This window comes from Trinickia sp. HAY1-2D, from assembly GCF_056754935.1.
In genome coordinates, this window is sequence record NZ_JBPGWX010000002.1 from 1,759,844 (window position 1) to 1,777,654 (window position 17,811).

A 17,811-nucleotide genomic window follows, 5' to 3' on the forward strand; every position below is an offset into this window, starting at 1 on the left:
AAGCGGCCGCTCATACGCGCGCTTCGAGCGCGGCGCGCAGCCGCGCCGGGGACATCGGCAGCGCTCTGAACCGGACTCCCGTTGCATGAGCGATCGCATTGGCGAGGGCTGCTGCCATCGGCCCTTGCGCGGCCTCGCCCACGCCGAGGAACGGTTGCCCCGGGCGGTCGATCAATTCGACATCGACCGCGCGCGGAGCGGACTCGAACCGCAGGATGGGATAGGTGCTCCAATCGAAGCTCGTGATCGTGTGTCGATCGAACGTCGTCTCCTCGAACAGGGTCCAGCTTGCCGATTGCACGATGCCGCCTTCGATCTGGTTACGCACGCCGTCGGGATTCACGATCTGCCCGCAATCGACGGCGCTCACGATCCGTTCGATCGTGACACGCCCGGTGTCGGGCTCGACGCTCACCTCGGCGGCAATCGCACAATACGCCATGAGGTTTTTGTACTGGGCGAACGAGAAGCCTCGGCCCCGCCAGCGCGTCGAGGCGGGCTGGCGTTCCCAACCGAACCGTTGGGCGGCCCGACGAATGACGTCTTGCGCGCGCGGATCGTCGAGATGGCGAAGCCGGAACTCGACTGGATCTGCGCCGGCAGCGGCTGCCAGTTCGTCGATGAAGCTCTCGATGGAAAACAGGTTGTGATAGGCGCCGAGCGAGCGCATCGCCGAGACACGGATCGGCATCTCGGGCAGAAAATGATGCTGCACGTAGACGTTCGGGATGCGATAGAGCGGAATGCTGTTGCGGTCGCCGCCGCCTTCCGGCATCGGGATGGGTTTCGGCGGAGCCGGTGTGAACGGTTTGGCTAGAAACCAGGTTGGCATCAGACGTCCGGCGTTTTCGATGCGGTTATTGTGCGTGTTACTCCAGATCTCGAATCGCCAGTCGACGATATGTCCCGTATCGTCGAGCGATGCTGCGACGTCGGTGATCATCGCAGGCCCGAACGGCTCCCACATGTGTTCCTGTTCCCGCATCCATTGGACGCGTACGGGGCGCCCCCGCAACGCGTGTGCAATCAGTGCGGCATCGGCTGCGACATCGTCGGCACCGTTGTGCCCATAACAACCGGCCCCTTCCACATGGACGCAGCGAACGTGCTCCGGTTTCATCGAAAGCATTTCGGCGATGCCCTTTCGCAGCGGGAAGACGCCTTGTGTATGGGTCCAGACGGTCATCTGCGTTCCATCGAATTGCGCCAGCGCACACGAAGGCCCCATGGAGCCGTGCGTCAGATAGGGCTTCGTAAACCGTGCGTGCAGGGTCTTTGCGGCGATCGTTGAAGTCGATTTCCGGTTCGCGACGGAAATTTCCTGAGCGGGCAGCTTTCGCAGCGTGTCGTAGAGCGTCGCTGGATCGGGCAACGGCGGCCCGGCGGTCCACGTGGCGCTGGCCGACAGCTCACGCATCGCAACGATGGCTTGCCATTCGTCTTCGGCGGCGACAGCCAGATAGCTGCGGTCACGAATGACGGCGACCACGCCGGGCAGCGACCGGATGCGCGCAAGATCGACCGAGGCAAGGGTCGCGCCATATGACGGTGGCCGGACCACACGGGCGTGGACCATCGCTGGCAGCCGCATGTCCTGCACGTAGCTCGCGCCGCCTGTGACCTTGCCGGGGATGTCGACGCGCGGATAGGGCCGCCCCACGATCCCGAACGATCCCGGATCCTTCGTGGGCTGTCCGGGCATCGCATGGCGATGCAGATCGGTGCCGCTCACGGCTTCGCCGAACGACAACCGCCGCCCGTCAGCCGCTACGATTTCGCCTTGTTCGACGACGAGCGAGGCGGCGTCCGCATCCAGCCTGGTCGCGGCCGCTTGAATGAGCAGTTGCCGTACTTGGGCCGCGGCATGGGCGATGGCGGTACCGCTGTCGGCCGTCGAATGACTGCCGGCCGTGTATCCCTCGTTGGGCGTGAGCGAAGTGTCGGCCGTCACGAGCGTGAGGCGCTCGGGGGACACGCCGAGCTCTTCGGCGGCGATCTGCAAGAACGCCGTTCGGATGCCGGTGCCGAGTTCGGCTTTGCCGGTGAATACCGTGATACGGCTGTCGGCGTCGACTTTGATCCAGGCGTCGAGCACGGGGGTCGTCTTGAGACTGCCAGGCAAATCCGGTTCGGACGCATTGAAAGTCCCGGCTTCGGTCGTGGTCTGCGCCCATATGCTGGCGGCGGGCAGCAGCGTGAAGCCGACGGTGATGCTGCCCGCCGCGAGAAACCGTCGGCGCGACGGACTTTCAATGACGACGCGGCCGCTCATGGCCTGTGTCCCGCGTCGCGGATCGCCGCGAGAATGCGCATATGCGTGCCGCAACGGCATAGGTTCGGCGCCATATGCGCGCGAATCTGTGCCTCGGTGGGCGAGGGGATGCGATCGAGCAAGGCCTGCGCCCGCATGATCATGCCGGCGATGCAATACCCGCATTGAGCGGCTTGCCGATCGATGAAGGCTTGCTGCAGCCGGCTTGGATGCTTTGCATCGCCGAGACCCTCGACGGTCCGCACATTGCGTTCGCTTACTGCCGCGACAGGCAGCAAGCATGAGAACACCGGCTCGTCTCCCACGATGACGGTGCACGCGCCGCATTGTCCGAGACCGCAACCGAACTTCGCTCCGTTCAGCTCGAGCGAATTGCGCAGCGCATAGAGCAGCGGCATCGCGGGGTCGATGTCGAGCGTGTGACGCTCGCCGTTCACCGTCAGATCGATCATGGCTCGCTCTTCTCCTTGCGAAGCTTGGCGACGTAGCTTTCGTCGATGCGCCATGGGGCGCCCGTACTGAAGCGTGCCCGCAGAAATGCCGTTACGTCGGCGATTTGCGCATTCGTCAATGTCGCGGAATAAGCCGGCATGTAAAGGGCTGCCGCGCTGTCCTGGTCGCGGATGCCGTGCAACACGAAGCGGACCGCATTGCGTGGACTTTGCGCATTGACCGCCGTGCCGAGCGAAAGCGATGGGCGGCCGCCATACGCGGACATGGGGGCGGCATTATCGTGACACGATGCGCACGCCGCTGCATAGAGGGTACTGCCGCGCTGCAGCTGAGCGGAATCGGCTTGTTCGGCGACGGTCGCCACCGTTCGTGTGGGTGCACTGGCTATTTGTAACGTCATCAGATACGAGGCCATCGCCCGCACATCGGCCGGATCCGCGAAGGCCAGGGCATGCGTCACATCGCGCATCGGGCCGGCCGCCATACCGTGCTCGCTCGCGAGCCCTGTACGCAGGTAAGCGCTCAATTGATCGACGCTCCACGGTTTCGGTCTGTGCAGCAATGCCGTCAATGCCGGCGCTTCCCAGCCTTCGACGACAGCGCCTTGGAACGCATGGCCCGCTTTTTCCGCACCGAGGGCGTTCAAAGGCGTATGGCAGGCGGCGCAATGTCCGAGAGTATCGACGAGATATTTGCCGCGTCGTTCGTCGGGGCGGTCGGGAATGCGCTTCGGCTCGGCCGGACGGCGAAGAAACAGGAGGTTCCACCCTGCCATCAGTGGACGAAGCCGGAGCGGAAACACCAGATGGTTTGGCGGCGGGGTGGCCCTGACAGCCTCGCGCGTCATCAGGAAGCGATAGACGGATTCGAGATCGACGTCGGTCATGCCCTGAAAATGCGGATAGGGAAACGCCGGATAAAGACGATGTCCATCTCGGGAGACACCGCTTTTCATGGCGCGCGAGAAATCGCCAAACGACCACCGGCCGAGGCCCGTTTCGGGGTCGGGGGTGATGTTGGTCGAATAAAGGGTGCCGAATTGCGTATGGAAGGGGCGGCCGCCCGCAAATGGGGCGCCGCCCGCCGCGGTATGGCAGACCGCGCAATTGCCGAGGGCGGCGAGCCGTGCGCCCGCCACAACAGCGTTGGCGGGCAATGGTGCGGCTAGCGGCGAATCGGACGAGCCGACTTCGGCGAAGCCCACGGGAGGAGCGACCGCCGTCGCGCACGCAATTGCCGCCGCTGCGAGGGCCTTTTCGCGCATCGTCTCTCCTTGCCGATAGACCGCTCGCTCAGTCTAGACCTCTTACCGCGGGCCTGCATCGATGGCTTCGCCAAGCGCCGCATTGTCATAGGCGGCTGCTGCGCTCGAATCGGCGTACGCGCCCGTCGCGATCGGTTCGATTGAGAAAAATCGTATGGCGACGACGCTCCCGCATGCGCATAGTGGCGAGCCCACGCGTGCCGCAATACGCCGCACCGTTCCGCTTCCGTGCAGGAGTTTCGCTCATGACTTGCAGTTCCGACCTCAGCCCCTCGATCCGGACTCATTCGCATTTCCATGTCCATCGCGGGCGCCTGCTCGTGGCGTTTTGCCTGACCGCGGTCCTGTCGCTCAGCGTTCATGCCGTCATGCTTCAGGCGTTCGATGTGCCGTATCCATCGGCACAGATCTCGAGTCCGCTGCCCGATATCGTCAATAACGCCATTGCAGTGTGGGTAGCCATCTGGTTGTTCGCGCACATGAGGCGGACCTGGCCGCATCGTTCACGGTCCGTTCATGCCGGCATTATTTTTCTGCTTTTGTGCGGGCTCAACGAGACGCTGCGAGGCTGGTTCATGAACGGCTATTGCACGAGCGCGCGAGGCTGGCTGTTTTTCGCAATCATGGCGGTACCCGCGATGGTCTTCTATGCGGCGACCGCAGTGGCTGCGGCGCTCGTGGAGCGCTTCGCCAAGCCGCGGCGCATGTTTCATTGCGCCGCGCTCGCTGTGTCGGTCCTGATGGGCCTGGTCGCGTTCCCGTTGGTGTCGTGGGGGAAGGGCGCGGTGTTCGGAGTGTTCGGCGAAATGGTATCTGGCGGTGGATGGTGCCAGCTTCCCTACGGGATCAACGTCTTGGCACCGGCTTATCTGACGTTCGTCGAGCCGGCGTTCGCTTGTCTGATGTGTTGCGCCTTGGCCTCGCCGTTTTTATGCAAGAACGGCGCGGGGCGAATTGCGCAATTCACATTGTTGACGCTCGCGCTGAAAAAGCAACTGCTGATGGCGTTGTTCTACGCCATATACGCTCCGCTGCCTTTCGGCGCCGCGCTTCTGAGCATGGGACAGTTTTCCCTTGAAGCGGCTGTATTGGGAGCCGCCACAGCGCTGAGCTGGGCGTACGCGAGCAACGGCATCGCTACCACGAAGCCGGCATCGAGCGGGGTCGCACCGGCGCCTTGATTCGGGCGGCACATATCGTGCAGCAACAGTTACAAGTATGAAATATGCGGCGGCAAGCCCTGCGGTATAGTCCCCCTCATCGAATTACCGTATGACGGACAGGGGTTATGTCATGACTATCAAAAGAACAAGCATTGTTTCATGTGTTGCGGTTGCGCTGGTTGCAGGCGCGTCGAGCGCCGCAATAGCCGCGGATGTAAGCGTGGGGGTGAACATCGGGGTGCCGGCGCCCGTTTATGTCGCCCCCGCGCCGGTTTATGCGCCGCCCCCGCCACCGCCTGTCGTATATGCGCCGGCGCCGGCGATCGTGATGGGATGGCATGGCGATCGTTACTGGGACGGGCGCCGCTATTGGGATCGCGACGACTGGTATCGCCATCATGGCCGCGGCCGCGGTTGGGATGACGACCACTGGCATGGCCCTGGTCGAGGTCACGGTCACGGTCGTGGCCATGACTGATCGCGCCTGTTGATCGGCTGAAAGGCGGTCCCCGCACCGCACCCATATGAAAAAACCGCCCACCGTGACTCTCCGGTGGGCGGTTTTTCATTGTGGCAATGCTGGGGGCCGAAAGGCTCTCGGCCGGCGAACTTATTCGGCCGGCAAAGATGCCATTCCGCCCACGACGGCATGAAAACCGCTATCGACATGCATGATCTCGGCCGTGACGCCGCTTGCGAGATCGGACAGCAGAAAGGCCGCGGTATTGCCGACCTGCTCGATCGTCACATTGCGCTTGAGCGGTGCGTTTTCCGCGACGAACTCGAGGATCTTGCCGAAGCCTTTGATCCCGCTTGCCGCGAGCGTCTTGATCGGGCCGGCGGAAATGGCATTCACGCGCACGCCGCGCGCGCCGAGCGAACCGGCCATATAGCGCACCGATGCTTCGAGCGCGGCTTTGGCGACACCCATCGTGTTGTAGTTCGGAATCACCTTTTCGGCGCCGAGATAGGACAGCGTCAGCAGCGAGGCATCCTGCGACAGCATCGGCAACGCGGCCTTTGCGAGCGCGGGGAAGCTGTAAGCCGAAATGTCATGCGCGATGCGGAAGTTTTCGCGCGTCATACCATCGAGAAAATCGCCGGCGATTGCCTCGCGCGGGGCGAAGCCGATCGAATGCACGAGACCGTCGATACTCGGCCAGTGTTGCTTCAGCGATGAGAAGAGCGCTTCGATTTGCGCATCGTCGGCCACATCGCAAGGGAACACGAGTTCGCTGCCGAATTCGGTGGCGAACTCGGTAATGCGATCCTTGAAGCGCTCGCCGACGTAGGTGAAAGCGAGCTCGGCGCCTTCGCGCTTGCAGGCTTGCGCGATGCCGTAGGCGATCGAGCGGTTCGACAGCAGACCGGTCAGCAAAATGCGTTTTCCAGCGAGAAAGCCCATGAATTCTCCTATATCAGGTGTGCCTTGCACGGCGGCGCGTAAGCGATCGGGCGGCCGGCGAATGGTTTTTCAGTACAATTTGCGCAATTCTCTCATATCGCCATCCCCGCTCGACCATAGGTGCTTATGACGACAGGTTTGCGACGGACCGCCGCGCTGCGTTGGCTGTTGGTCTTGTTCGGGTTCGCATGCGCGCTCGGTGTGTCCGCCCCGGTCGAGGCAGCCTATGCCATCGCCCAATTCGGTACGCCCAAGTATCCCCAGGGCTTTACGCACTTCGACTACGTCAACCCCGATGCACCCAAAGGCGGCACGCTCGAGCTTGCCAATCCCAGCCGTCTCACGAGCTTCGACAAGTTCAATCCCTTCACGATGCGCGGCAACGCGGCTCCCGGCATCGGCATGCTGTTCGAGAGCCTGACCACGGGCAGCCTCGATGAGCCGGCTTCGGCATATGGCTTGCTGGCCGACGATATCCGCATCGCGCCCGACCGCCGCTCGGTGACATTTCACATCGATGCGCGAGCGCACTTTTCGAATGGCGATCCGGTGACCGCCGATGACGTCAAGTATTCGTTCGATACGCTCAAGAGCCGGCAAGCCGCTCCGCAGTTCGCCGCCTTCTACGCCGACATCGCGCGCGCGATCGTCGTCGATCGGTCGACCGTTCGCTTCGAATTCAAACAGGCGAACCGCGAATTGCCGCTGATCGCAGGCGGCGTGCCCGTGTTTTCGCACAAGTGGGGCCTGCGCGCCGACGGCACGCACATACCGTTCGATCAACTCGCGTTCGACAAACCGATCGGCAGCGGACCGTATCTTATCGAGCAGTACGATGGCGGCCATACGATTACCTATCGGCGCGATCCGTCGTATTGGGGTGCGGCGTTGCCGGTCCGGGTCGGAACGAACAACTTCGAGCGCATCATCTATAAGCTCTACGCCGACAGCGTGGCGAGGCTCGAAGCCTTCAAGGCCGGCGAATACGACGCGCTCGTCGAATACATCGCGCGCAACTGGGCGCGGCGCGATGTCGGCAAACGCTTCGACGACGGCGAACTCATCAAGCGCGAATTCCGGCAGCACAACGGCGCGGGGATGCAGGGTTTCGTGTTGAACCTGCGTCGGCCCTTGTTCCAGGACTTGCGCGTACGCAAGGCGCTCGACCTTGCATTCGACTTCGAATGGCTCAACGAGCGCCTTTTCTTCGGCGCGTACACGCGGCTCGACAGCTACTTCGCCGATAGCGAGCTGCAGGCGAGGGGAGTGCCTGGCCCCGGCGAACTCGAGCTGCTGGAACCGTTGCGCGCACAACTCGATCCCGCTGTGTTCGCGCCGATGCCGGTGCAGCCCAGCACGGACCCGCCGAACTCGTTGCGCGGCAACTTGCGCAAGGCGCGCGAATTGCTCGCGCAAGCGGGCTGGACTTATCGCGACGGCGCCTTGCGCAATGCCAAGGGCGAGCCGTTCGTCTTCGAGATCCTCGAGGATTCGGGGCAGGGGGCGTCGATGGAGCCCGTCATTGCCGCCTATATCCGCAACCTCGCGAAGCTCGGCATTCGCGCCATCTATCGAACAGTCGATTTCGCGCTGATCCAAAAACGCTATGACGCCTTCGATTTCGATGTCACGATCGTGCGTTATCCGGGCACGCAGATTCCCGGCGTCGAACAGGTCTCGCGCTTCGGCAGCCGTTCGGCCGACGAGCAGGGCTCGGACAATATGGGCGGACTCAAATCGCCCGCCGTCGATGCGATTCTCAATGCGCTCGTGCATGCGCAGACCAAGGACGAACTCGTGAATGCGGCGCATGCGCTGGACCGGGTGCTCATGCACGGTTATTACATCATTCCCCAATGGTTCAGCACCACGCATCGGATCGCCTACCGGCGCGACCTGCATTATCCGCGGACGCTGCCGCTGTACTATTCCGCCGAGGACTGGATCGTATCGACGTGGTGGCGCGAGCCCGACAAGCAGGCAGGCGCCAAATCGAGTGCCGATAGCGCGCGCTGAATGCGCCGCTAAAACGCGTTGATGTGCATACATGCTGACGGATAACCGATTATGTGGGCCTATATTCTCAAGCGGTTGCTGTTGATGATTCCGACGCTCGTCGGGGTGCTCACCGTCACGTTCGCCGTGATTCAATTCGTGCCGGGCGGGCCCGTCGAGCAGGCGGCCTATGAATTGCGCAAGGGAGCGGCCCAGGAGGGGCAGCCGCCGCCGTTCGGCTTGCGCGCGCACAACGGCGTCGACGCGCAGCAGATCGCGCAGCTGAAGGCGCTATACGGTTTCGACAAGCCGCCTTTGACGCGCTACTGGCTGATGCTCTCGCGGTTTGCGCGCTTCGATCTCGGGCAGAGTTACTTCCATCACCGTAGTGTCTGGTCGCTCGTCATTTCGAAGCTGCCCGTATCGATCAGCATCGGTCTCTGGACATTTTTTCTGACCTATCTGATTTCCGTGCCGCTCGGCATCGCGAAGGCCGTCCGCAACGGTTCGCCGTTCGATGTCGTGTCGAGCCTGATCGTGCTGGTCGGATATGCGATCCCGGGGTTCGTGCTCGGCGTGCTGCTGCTCGTGCTGTTCGGAGGCGGCTCGTTCTGGCAGTTCTTCCCTCTGCGGGGATTGGTCTCTGACGATTTCGCCCAGCTCTCGTTCGGCGCGAAGATCGCGGATTATCTTTGGCACATCGCGCTGCCCGTCACGGCATCGGTGGTCGGCAGCTTCGCCGTCGTCACGATGCTGACCAAGAATGCGTTTCTCGACGAAATCAAGAAACAATACGTGTTGACCGCACGGGCGAAAGGCCTCAGCGAGAAACGCGTGCTCTGGAAACACGTGTTCCGCAATGCGATGCTGCCGCTCGTCGTCGGCTTTCCCGCCGCATTCATCGGTGCGTTTTTCACGGGCAGCTTGCTGATCGAAACGCTTTTTTCGCTCGACGGACTGGGTCTGCTGTCGTACGAGTCTGTCGTGCGGCGCGATTATCCCGTCGTGCTCGGTACGCTTTACGTCTTCACGCTGATCGGGCTTGCAACCAAGCTGATCTCCGACCTCTGCTACGTCTGGGTCGATCCGCGTATTCAATTCGAACAACTGGAGCGTTGACGTGGGCCGAGTCCGTCCTCACATCGCGCAAGACGCGCAGCCGCGCAGCGAGATCGCCGAAGCCTTCGTTTCGCCCACGCCGATGCGGCGCCTTTGGCGGCGCTTCAAAGCGCAACGGCTCGGCTACTGGAGCTTGATCGTATTTTGTATCGCGTTCGTCGCGAGCCTGGCCGGGCCGCTGTGGTCGAACGACAAACCGCTCGTCGTGCGCTATCAGGGCCAATTCTATTTTCCGCTCGCGAAGACCTATGCCGAGACGACGTTCGGCGGCGACTTTCCGACGCCCGCAGATTATCTCGACCCGTACGTGCGCCGCCGCTTCGATCTGCCCGGCAATTTCGCGATCTATCCGCCGAACCATTACTACTACGACACGCTCAATTATTTTTCGAAGGAGCCGAATCCCGCACCGCCGTCGCGCGAGAACTGGCTCGGTACGGATCAGCAAGGGCGCGACGTGTTCGCGCGACTGCTTTACGGGTTTCGCATTTCGGTCGAGTTCGGGTTGATACTGACGCTGATCGGCAGTGTGCTCGGCATCCTGGCCGGCGCGGTCCAGGGATATTTCGGAGGCCGAACCGATATCCTCGGCCAACGGCTCATCGAGATATGGAGCGCGCTGCCCGAGCTCTATTTGCTGATCATCTTCGCGTCGATCTTCGAGCCGAGCTTCGTGCTGCTCATCGTGCTGCTTTCGCTTTTCGGCTGGATCGGGCTGTCGGATTACGTGCGCGCCGAGTTTCTGCGTAACCGTACGCAGGACTACGTGCGCGCGGCGCGCGCCATGGGCCTGAGCAACCGGCAGATCATCTGGCGTCACATACTCCCGAACAGCCTGACGCCCGTCATCACGTTTTTGCCGTTCCGGATGAGCGGCTCGATTCTCGCGCTGACGAGCCTCGACTTTCTCGGCCTGGGGGTGCCCCCGCCGACGCCCAGCCTTGGCGAGTTGCTGGCGGAGGGCAAAGCGAATCTCGACGCCTGGTGGATCTCGTTATCGACATTCGGCGTGCTCGTCGCCACGCTGCTGCTGTTGACGTTCATGGGCGATGCGCTGCGCAACGCGCTCGACACGCGGCTCGCCGATGCCATGCGAGCGGGAGGCAACCAATGAGCGCGGCGCATAGCAACCAAGCCATGGATGCGAACGGGGCGCCGCTGTTGTCGATCGAAGGACTCAGCATCGCTTTCGGCGAGACCGTCGCTGTGAACGACATCACGCTTGCGATCGGCCGCGGCGAGCGCGTCGCGCTCGTAGGCGAATCGGGCTCGGGCAAGACCATCACGGCGCTTGCCATCCTGCGACTGCTGCGCGATGCGCAAGTGAGCGGCGCCATCCGGTTCGCCGGGGCCGATCTCAACGCAAAGAGCGAACGCGACATGCGCGCGCTGCGCGGCTCCGATATCGCGATGATCTTTCAGGAGCCGATGACGGCGCTCAATCCGCTTTACACGATCGGCGAGCAGATTGCCGAGACGATCGTCGCGCATGACGGCGTGGCGCCCGCCGAAGCGCGGCGACGCGCCGTGGCATTGCTTGCGCGCACCGGCATTGCCGAGCCGAACAAGCGCGTTCTCAGTTATCCGCACCAATTATCGGGCGGGCAGCGGCAGCGCGCGATGATCGCCATGGCACTCGCGTGCCGTCCGCGCCTGCTGCTCGCGGACGAACCGACGACAGCGCTCGACGTCACGATTCGCGCGCAGATCGTCGATCTGCTGCTCGAGTTGCAGCGCGAGGAAGCGGCCAAGCGCGGGATGGCCGTGCTGTTGATCACGCACGATCTGAACCTCGTGCGGCGGTTCGCCGAGCGGGTTGCCGTCATGGAGCACGGCGTGCTCGTCGAATGCGGCCCCGTCGAGCGGATCTTCGAAGCACCTCAGCACGCCTACACGCGCCGCCTCATCGAAAGCCGCCCGCGTCGTTCGGTGCAACCCGTACTGCCGATCTCGCCCGCGGTGCTCGAAGCGCGCGACGTATCGGTGGCATTCCGGACCCCCTTGCCCGGCATGAGAGGCTGGTTTCATTCGGGCAGCTTTGCGGCGGTATCGAATGCGAGCGTGGCGGTGCGCCAGGGGGAGACGCTCGGCATCGTCGGCGAATCGGGTTCGGGCAAATCGACGCTTGCGATGGCGTTGCTCGGCTTGCAACGCACCGCGTTCGGGACGATCGAATTTCAAGGCCAGCCGCTCGCAAGCTACCGAGGGCGGGCAAAGACGGCGCTGCGCTCCAATATGCAGGTCGTCTTTCAGGATCCATTCAGTTCGCTTTCGCCGCGCCATACGATCGAACGCATCGTGGGCGAAGGGCTCGCGCTCCATCGGCCGGAGCTCGGCGCCGCCGCGCGACGCGAAAAGGTCGTGGCGATATTGCGGGAAGTGGGGATGGACCGGACCGTGCTCGCGCGTTATCCGCACGAGTTCTCGGGCGGTCAGCGGCAACGGATCGCAATTGCTCGCGCCCTCGTACTGGAGCCGCGGCTTCTGGTACTCGACGAGCCGACGAGCGCGCTCGACGTATCCATTCAGCAGCAGGTGTTGGCGCTGCTGAGCGCCTTGCAACAGAAATACAACCTTGCATTTATTTTTATCAGCCACGATCTGGCCGTCATCGGTGCGATGGCCCATCGCGTGGCGGTCATGCAGGACGGCGCGATCGTCGAGACGGCGGACGTCGAAAAGATATTCTCGAAACCGCGGCATCCGTATACGCAAAAGCTCCTCGCGGCCAGCATGCAAGGATGATCGCGGCAATTATGACGGTACCCCGATTGTTTTTTTTAATTTGTTTTGACAACTGGTTACATCCTGGCTAGTATCGTCCAAACTTTCCGCAGAACCCCTCGCAGATCCCTGATTCTTAAGCAAATTCTACCGACCGATGCAGCACCGATACTTTGCCCAGGCTTGCGCGCGCGTCGTCACCGGAATGTTCGTTGGCGTCTTGATGAGCGCAGCAGCCGGTGCGTTCGCGGACGAAGCGAACACGTTGTCGCAAAGCACCGCCTACCCGATTCGCGCAGAATCGACCTCGCTTTCCTCAGTTTCGTCCCCCGATTCCCAAGCAGCAGAGCCCACGACCCGTGCCGGCCGCGCCAAAGCCTTTTTCTCCGGCATGGCGGGCAAGGCGGGTGATGTCGTCGTCGGCGCGCTGAACATGATCGGCGTACGTTACCGCTGGGGCGGCGATTCCCCGGATTCCGGGCTCGATTGCAGCGGATTCGTCCGCTACGTATTCCAGGATACCCTCGGTCTCGCGCTGCCGCGCCGGGCCGAAGAAATGAGCCGTGTCGGCGAAAAGGTCCGCATCAGCGACCTCAAGCCCGGCGATCTGGTGTTCTTCAATACGATGCGTCGCACGTTCTCCCACGTCGGCATCTATATTGGCGACAACAAGTTCGTGCATTCGCCGTCCACCGGCAGCACGATCCGCGTCGACGATCTGGACGACCGTTACTGGGAAAAGCGCTTCACCGGTGCTCGCCGCATCGAATCGCGCTTCCCGGTCAAGGCCGACGAGTTGCGTCAGCGCGTGAGCGCGACGATGGACGCGACGGCCGGCAACTGAGTACGATCGGCCCGCGCTGCCGCAGCTGAGGCGGGCGCGCTCTTCGATTGTCCAAAACACCGCTGCAGGTGTAAGCCGGCAGCGGTTTTTGTCGTTCGGTTCGAGCCCTGTGCGCCGCGCGTTTTATGATGCGGGCACGGAAACGGCCCGGACGTGGCCCGCTGCGAGCCTTTGCTCCAGTTGCGAAAAGACCTTGGCGACCGCTTCCTCGCCCGCGAGGATCGCCGCGTTGCGCTGTCCGAAATCGCTGCCGCTCATCGCGGCCAGATTCGGACGAATCACGAAATCCGCGTATTTTTCGAGTTCGTAGGTTTTGATCGTCTGCCCCATGATCGTGAAGGTCTGAAGCAGGACGTCGAACGAGTTCTGCGTAAGCGCACTCTCCGGGTTGGCGGAAATATCGACGGCAATCACGAAATCGGCCCCCATTCTCCGCGCGAACGAGGCGGGCACAGGGCTGACGAGTCCGCCATCCACGTACTCGTGGCCACCGATCTTGACCGGTTCGAAAATCGACGGAACGCTGCATGAAGCGCGTACGGCCACACCTGTGTTGCCGCGCTGGAAGAGAATCGGCTGGCCCGTGCGCAAATCGGTGGCGACGATGCCGAGCGGGCGTGCCATTTTCTCGATCGGCCGGTTGGCGAGCGTCGTGTTGACGTAGTTCTGCAATGCAACGCCTTGCAAGAAGCCGCGCGTACGAAACGGCATCGCCCAATCGCTGATCGAAGCCTGATCCATCGTCAACGCGAGCTTGTTGATCGCGATGCCATTCATACCCGAAGCATAGAGCGCGGCGACGACCGAGCCCGCGCTCGTTCCGCACAGCAGATCGGGCGTCACGCCGCGCGCTTCGAGCGCCTTGATGACGCCGATATGGGCGAAGCCGCGCGCGGCGCCGCCGCCGAGCGCGAGACCGATGCGAAGCGGCCGCTCGGGCGCCGATGCGACGGGCGGGTTCTCGTTTGTTTTCGGCGGTGCCGATGCGCAAGCGCCGACGAGCATGGAGGCGCAGGCCAGCGAGAAGTTGCGCCGTGACAAGCCGGACGATTGCGGTGGTTGCGGCAAAGTAGAGCGGGGGGAAGCGGGTTTCAACGATATCTCCTGCGGCCATGATGCGCACCGTGCGCGACGTGAGGCGCGGTGTGCGCAATGTCGTGCGCGGGCACATCATAAGGCAAAGCGCGGCTCGTGGCGGCACGTCCCGGCGAAGCGCGCCGCTGCGGGGCTTCGGTATCGCCGGGTATAATCGCGGTCTCTTTCCGTTTGCTCGCAATGCGTGTATCCATCGCGCGAAATCCGCCCATGTCCAACGTCCGTACCCGTTTCGCTCCCAGCCCCACCGGTTTCATCCACCTTGGCAACATCCGCTCGGCGCTCTATCCATGGGCCTTTGCGCGCAAGGTGAAGGGGACCTTCGTGCTGCGGATCGAAGACACCGATGTCGAGCGTTCGACGTCGGCTTCCGTCAATGCCATTCTCGAAGGCATGGCGTGGCTCGGCCTCGATTACGACGAAGGGCCGATCTATCAGATGCAGCGCATGGACCGCTATCGCGAAGTGGTCACGCAAATGCTCGAGCAGGGTCTCGCTTATCCGTGCTACATGTCGACGGAAGAACTCGATGCGTTGCGCGAACGTCAGCGCGAGGCCGGCGAGAAGCCGCGCTACGACGGCACCTGGCGGCCGGAACCCGGCAAGACTTTGCCGACGCCGCCTGCCGGTGTGGCACCCGTCATCCGTTTCCGGAATCCGCTCACCGGTATGGTGGCCTGGGACGATGCCGTGAAGGGCCGGGTCGAAATTTCGAACGAGGAACTCGACGACCTCGTGATCGCGCGCCCCGACGGGACGCCGACTTACAACTTCTGCGTTGTCGTCGACGATCTCGACATGCGCATCACGCATGTGATTCGCGGCGACGATCACGTGAACAACACGCCGCGTCAGATCAACATTCTGCGTGCGTTGGGGGCGGAGCCGCCGGTCTATGCGCACTTGCCGACCGTGCTCAACGAGGCCGGCGAGAAGATGAGCAAGCGCCACGGTGCGATGAGCGTCATGGGTTATCGCGATGCCGGTTATCTGCCGGAGGCCGTGCTCAACTATCTCGCGCGTCTGGGCTGGTCGCATGGCGACGCGGAGATCTTTTCGCGCGAGCAGTTCGTCGAGTGGTTCGATCTCGAACACCTTGGCAAGTCGCCGGCGCAATACGATCACAACAAGCTCAACTGGCTCAACAACCACTACATCAAGGAAGCCGACAACGCCCGGCTTGCCGGACTCGCGCTGCCGTTTTTTGCGGAGTTCGGCGTCGATGACGCGACGCTGGCGAAAGGGCCGTTGCTTGCGAGCGTGATCGCGCTGATGAAGGATCGGGCAACGACGATCAAGGAGATCGTCGAAAACGCGCTCATGTTTTATCGCGAGCCGGCGCCCGAGGCCGAGGCGCTCGCGCAGCATCTGACCGATACGGTGCGTCCGGCGCTTGCCGATCTGGCGGCTGCGCTGCGTGCGGCGGAGTGGACGAAAGAGGGTATCGCGGCCGCGTTGAAGGCGACGCTCGGCGCGCACAAACTCAAGATGCCGCAGCTCGCGATGCCGCTGCGGCTGGTTGTTGTCGGGACGACGCATACGCCGTCGATCGACGCGGTGTTGGCGCTGTTCGATCGCGACGTCGTGGTGAGCCGGATCGAAAAGCACGTGTGAGCGTGACGTCTGGCTGGCGTGCTCGAGCGCTGCGATAAAAAATTGCGCGTCGGTTCGCGAAGGGTATTTACAAACCAGGAATTGACCTCTAAAATCTCGTTTCTGTTCTGCAAGGGGGTATAGCTCAGCTGGGAGAGCGCTTGCATGGCATGCAAGAGGTCAGCGGTTCGATCCCGCTTACCTCCACCAAAACATGGTCCGCAGACAGCCGCAGTAGTCAGAAAAGCCCTGAGCAATCGGGGCTTTATCTTTTTCTACGGTCCGTAGAGAAGCCCGCCAGCGCGTCGTGCAACGTCAGCGCGGCACCTATCCCCAAGCCCACTGCAAAGACCGCTGTTGCCATGGCGGTCGTTCCGCTCGCGAGCATCGCCGATGGATGGGGACGACAGACAGGATGACTCCCTCGATTGATCGACGCCACGCATCAATCGATCCAAAAGTTGCACTTCACATCGGAGACGGTTCCGAAGAACAATGCGCGATCGCCCTGCAGCTCGAACACATGACCCGCGAGCGGCGTATCGACTAGAACCGAACCATCCGGAGACACCTCCATGCCACAAGCAGCCGTCGCTTCCAATCGACGCAGCACAAGCGCAACCGTACTGCGCGTGACCGCCGGCAACTTCCTCGAGCAGTTCGACTTTTTCCTGTTCGGCTTCTATGCCACGCAAATCGCCGCGGTTTTCTTTCCGTCGTCGAGCGAGTTCGCCTCCTTGATGATGACCTTCGCGGTGTTCGGCGCCGGCTTTCTGATGCGGCCGATCGGGGCGATCGTCCTCGGCGCCTATATCGACGATGTCGGCCGCCGCAAAGGCTTGATCGTCACGCTTTCGCTGATGGCGCTCGGCACGCTTCTCATCGCCTTCGTGCCCGGTTACGCCAGCATCGGTCTCGCCGCGCCCGCTCTCGTGCTGCTGGGCCGTCTGCTTCAGGGTTTCTCGGCCGGTGCCGAGCTCGGCGGTGTCTCCGTCTACCTCGCCGAGATGGCGACGCCGGGTCGTAAAGGCTTCTATACCAGCTGGCAATCGGCAAGTCAGCAGGTCGCGATCGTCGTGGCGGCCACGCTAGGCTTCACGCTGAACCAGTGGCTCAGCAAAGGCATGATCGCCGCATGGGGATGGCGGGTGCCGTTCTTCGTCGGCTGCCTGATCGTGCCTTTCATCTTCGCGCTGCGCCGTAACCTCGCCGAAACGCAAGCGTTCCAGCAGCGGCAGCATCGGCCCCATCTGCGCGAGGTGTTCCTCACGTTGGCTCGCCACTGGGCGACCGTGCTCGCCGGCATGATGCTGGTCGCGATGACGACCACGAGCTTCTATCTCATCACCGTCTATGCGCCCACCTTCGGCAAAACGGTGCTGCACCTGAGCACGGCCGACAGCCTGCTTGTCACGCTGTGTGTCGGCGTGTCGAATTTTATCTGGTTGCCCATCGGCGGTGTGCTGTCGGACCGCTTCGGCCGCCGTCCGCTGCTGGTCGGCATGAGTATGCTCACCGTGCTGACCGCGTATCCGGTGCTGTCCTGGCTCGCGCACGCGCCGAGCTTCGGGAGCATGCTCGGTGTGCTGCTGTGGCTGTCGTTCATGTACGGCGTCTATAACGGGGCGATGGTGGTCGCGCTCACGGAGATCATGCCAGCCGAGGTCCGCGTGGCCGGTTTCTCGCTCGCATACAGTTTGGCAACCGCCGTATTCGGCGGGTTCACGCCCGCGGTTTCCACGGCGCTGATTCATTGGACGGGCGACAAGGCCGCACCGGGGTACTGGCTGAGCGTCGCCGCCGCCTGCGCATGCTGTGCAACGTTCGTGCCGTACCGTCGCTTACCGGCCGCGTTCGGCGCAGTCCAATCCCAATAAGAGGCGC

General features: G+C 62.8%; 14 protein-coding genes and 1 tRNA gene. 10 read left to right on the top strand and 5 right to left on the bottom strand.

Annotated features, from left to right (window positions below):
- Positions 1–10: 10 nt before the first annotated feature.
- From ACR9ZC_RS15350 to ACR9ZC_RS15360, 3 genes are read right to left on the bottom strand one after another with little or no spacing between them, the layout of a single operon-like run.
- Positions 11–2,272 carry a xanthine dehydrogenase family protein molybdopterin-binding subunit gene (locus ACR9ZC_RS15350; RefSeq protein ID WP_481580961.1) on the bottom strand — a complete coding sequence of 754 codons (2,262 nt, stop codon included), beginning with the start codon at positions 2,270–2,272 and terminating at the stop codon, positions 11–13.
- Positions 2,269–2,724: a (2Fe-2S)-binding protein gene (locus tag ACR9ZC_RS15355; protein ID WP_481580962.1), complete on the bottom strand. Its 456-nt coding sequence runs from the start codon at positions 2,722–2,724 to the stop codon at positions 2,269–2,271. The genes ACR9ZC_RS15350 and ACR9ZC_RS15355 overlap by 4 nt, the downstream gene beginning before the upstream one ends.
- On the bottom strand, positions 2,721–3,989 hold the full coding sequence (locus ACR9ZC_RS15360) for a c-type cytochrome (RefSeq protein ID WP_481580963.1): 1,269 nt from the start codon (positions 3,987–3,989) through the stop codon (positions 2,721–2,723). The genes ACR9ZC_RS15355 and ACR9ZC_RS15360 overlap by 4 nt, the downstream gene beginning before the upstream one ends.
- Positions 3,990–4,234: 245 nt before the next feature.
- Between ACR9ZC_RS15360 and ACR9ZC_RS15365 the strand changes: the two genes are divergently transcribed.
- Complete coding sequence (locus ACR9ZC_RS15365) at positions 4,235–5,170, top strand: hypothetical protein (RefSeq protein ID WP_481580964.1); 936 nt, start codon at positions 4,235–4,237, stop codon at positions 5,168–5,170.
- Positions 5,171–5,282: 112 nt separating this feature from the next.
- Positions 5,283–5,630: a hypothetical protein gene (locus tag ACR9ZC_RS15370; RefSeq protein ID WP_481580965.1), complete on the top strand. Its 348-nt coding sequence runs from the start codon at positions 5,283–5,285 to the stop codon at positions 5,628–5,630.
- A gap of 132 nt (positions 5,631–5,762) precedes the next feature.
- Here the strand turns inward: ACR9ZC_RS15370 and fabI are convergent, their stop codons facing one another.
- Complete coding sequence (gene fabI, locus ACR9ZC_RS15375) at positions 5,763–6,557, bottom strand: enoyl-ACP reductase FabI (RefSeq protein ID WP_481580966.1); 795 nt, start codon at positions 6,555–6,557, stop codon at positions 5,763–5,765.
- Positions 6,558–6,683: 126 nt separating this feature from the next.
- Between fabI and ACR9ZC_RS15380 the strand changes: the two genes are divergently transcribed.
- From ACR9ZC_RS15380 to ACR9ZC_RS15400, 5 genes are all read left to right on the top strand, one after another.
- Positions 6,684–8,573 carry an extracellular solute-binding protein gene (locus tag ACR9ZC_RS15380; RefSeq protein ID WP_481580967.1) on the top strand — a complete coding sequence of 630 codons (1,890 nt, stop codon included), beginning with the start codon at positions 6,684–6,686 and terminating at the stop codon, positions 8,571–8,573.
- A 51-nt stretch (positions 8,574–8,624) separates the two neighbouring features.
- On the top strand, positions 8,625–9,671 hold the full coding sequence (locus ACR9ZC_RS15385) for a microcin C ABC transporter permease YejB (protein ID WP_331566124.1): 1,047 nt from the start codon (positions 8,625–8,627) through the stop codon (positions 9,669–9,671).
- Between the two features lie 82 nt (positions 9,672–9,753).
- Complete coding sequence (locus tag ACR9ZC_RS15390) at positions 9,754–10,785, top strand: ABC transporter permease (RefSeq protein ID WP_481582678.1); 1,032 nt, start codon at positions 9,754–9,756, stop codon at positions 10,783–10,785.
- Positions 10,782–12,416, top strand: a complete 1,635-nt coding sequence (locus ACR9ZC_RS15395; RefSeq protein WP_481580968.1) for an ABC transporter ATP-binding protein — start codon at positions 10,782–10,784, stop codon at positions 12,414–12,416. The genes ACR9ZC_RS15390 and ACR9ZC_RS15395 overlap by 4 nt, the downstream gene beginning before the upstream one ends.
- 136 nt (positions 12,417–12,552) lie before the next feature.
- Positions 12,553–13,239, top strand: coding sequence for a C40 family peptidase (locus tag ACR9ZC_RS15400; protein WP_331566120.1), 687 nt, complete (start codon positions 12,553–12,555; stop codon positions 13,237–13,239).
- A 123-nt stretch (positions 13,240–13,362) separates the two neighbouring features.
- On the opposite strand, the gene ACR9ZC_RS15405 is transcribed toward ACR9ZC_RS15400, so the two are convergent.
- Positions 13,363–14,334, bottom strand: coding sequence for a patatin-like phospholipase family protein (locus ACR9ZC_RS15405; protein ID WP_481580969.1), 972 nt, complete (start codon positions 14,332–14,334; stop codon positions 13,363–13,365).
- A gap of 210 nt (positions 14,335–14,544) precedes the next feature.
- On the opposite strand from ACR9ZC_RS15405, the gene gltX reads away from it, so the two are divergent.
- The 3 genes from gltX to tcuC all read left to right on the top strand — a co-directional run bounded on the left by gltX (position 14,545) and on the right by tcuC (position 17,804).
- Positions 14,545–15,948, top strand: coding sequence for a glutamate--tRNA ligase (gene gltX / locus ACR9ZC_RS15410; RefSeq protein ID WP_481580970.1), 1,404 nt, complete (start codon positions 14,545–14,547; stop codon positions 15,946–15,948).
- Positions 15,949–16,061: 113 nt separating this feature from the next.
- Positions 16,062–16,137: transfer RNA gene (locus tag ACR9ZC_RS15415), tRNA-Ala, on the top strand.
- Between the two features lie 365 nt (positions 16,138–16,502).
- Complete coding sequence (gene tcuC, locus ACR9ZC_RS15420) at positions 16,503–17,804, top strand: tricarballylate/proton symporter TcuC (RefSeq protein ID WP_481580971.1); 1,302 nt, start codon at positions 16,503–16,505, stop codon at positions 17,802–17,804.
- Positions 17,805–17,811 lie beyond the last annotated feature (7 nt).

Bases quoted from the DNA above. Each gene is read 5' to 3' on its own strand.
- ACR9ZC_RS15350 (WP_481580961.1), bottom strand. From the start codon at position 2,272: ATGAGCGGCCGCGTCGTCATTGAAAGTCCGTCGCGCCGACGGTTTCTC.
- ACR9ZC_RS15355 (WP_481580962.1), bottom strand. From the start codon at position 2,724: ATGATCGATCTGACGGTGAACGGCGAGCGTCACACGCTCGACATCGAC.
- ACR9ZC_RS15360 (WP_481580963.1), bottom strand. From the start codon at position 3,989: ATGCGCGAAAAGGCCCTCGCAGCGGCGGCAATTGCGTGCGCGACGGCG.
- ACR9ZC_RS15365 (WP_481580964.1), top strand. From the start codon at position 4,235: ATGACTTGCAGTTCCGACCTCAGCCCCTCGATCCGGACTCATTCGCAT.
- ACR9ZC_RS15370 (WP_481580965.1), top strand. From the start codon at position 5,283: ATGACTATCAAAAGAACAAGCATTGTTTCATGTGTTGCGGTTGCGCTG.
- fabI (WP_481580966.1), bottom strand. From the start codon at position 6,557: ATGGGCTTTCTCGCTGGAAAACGCATTTTGCTGACCGGTCTGCTGTCG.
- ACR9ZC_RS15380 (WP_481580967.1), top strand. From the start codon at position 6,684: ATGACGACAGGTTTGCGACGGACCGCCGCGCTGCGTTGGCTGTTGGTC.
- ACR9ZC_RS15385 (WP_331566124.1), top strand. From the start codon at position 8,625: ATGTGGGCCTATATTCTCAAGCGGTTGCTGTTGATGATTCCGACGCTC.
- ACR9ZC_RS15390 (WP_481582678.1), top strand. From the start codon at position 9,754: ATGCGGCGCCTTTGGCGGCGCTTCAAAGCGCAACGGCTCGGCTACTGG.
- ACR9ZC_RS15395 (WP_481580968.1), top strand. From the start codon at position 10,782: ATGAGCGCGGCGCATAGCAACCAAGCCATGGATGCGAACGGGGCGCCG.
- ACR9ZC_RS15400 (WP_331566120.1), top strand. From the start codon at position 12,553: ATGCAGCACCGATACTTTGCCCAGGCTTGCGCGCGCGTCGTCACCGGA.
- gltX (WP_481580970.1), top strand. From the start codon at position 14,545: ATGTCCAACGTCCGTACCCGTTTCGCTCCCAGCCCCACCGGTTTCATC.
- tcuC (WP_481580971.1), top strand. From the start codon at position 16,503: ATGCCACAAGCAGCCGTCGCTTCCAATCGACGCAGCACAAGCGCAACC.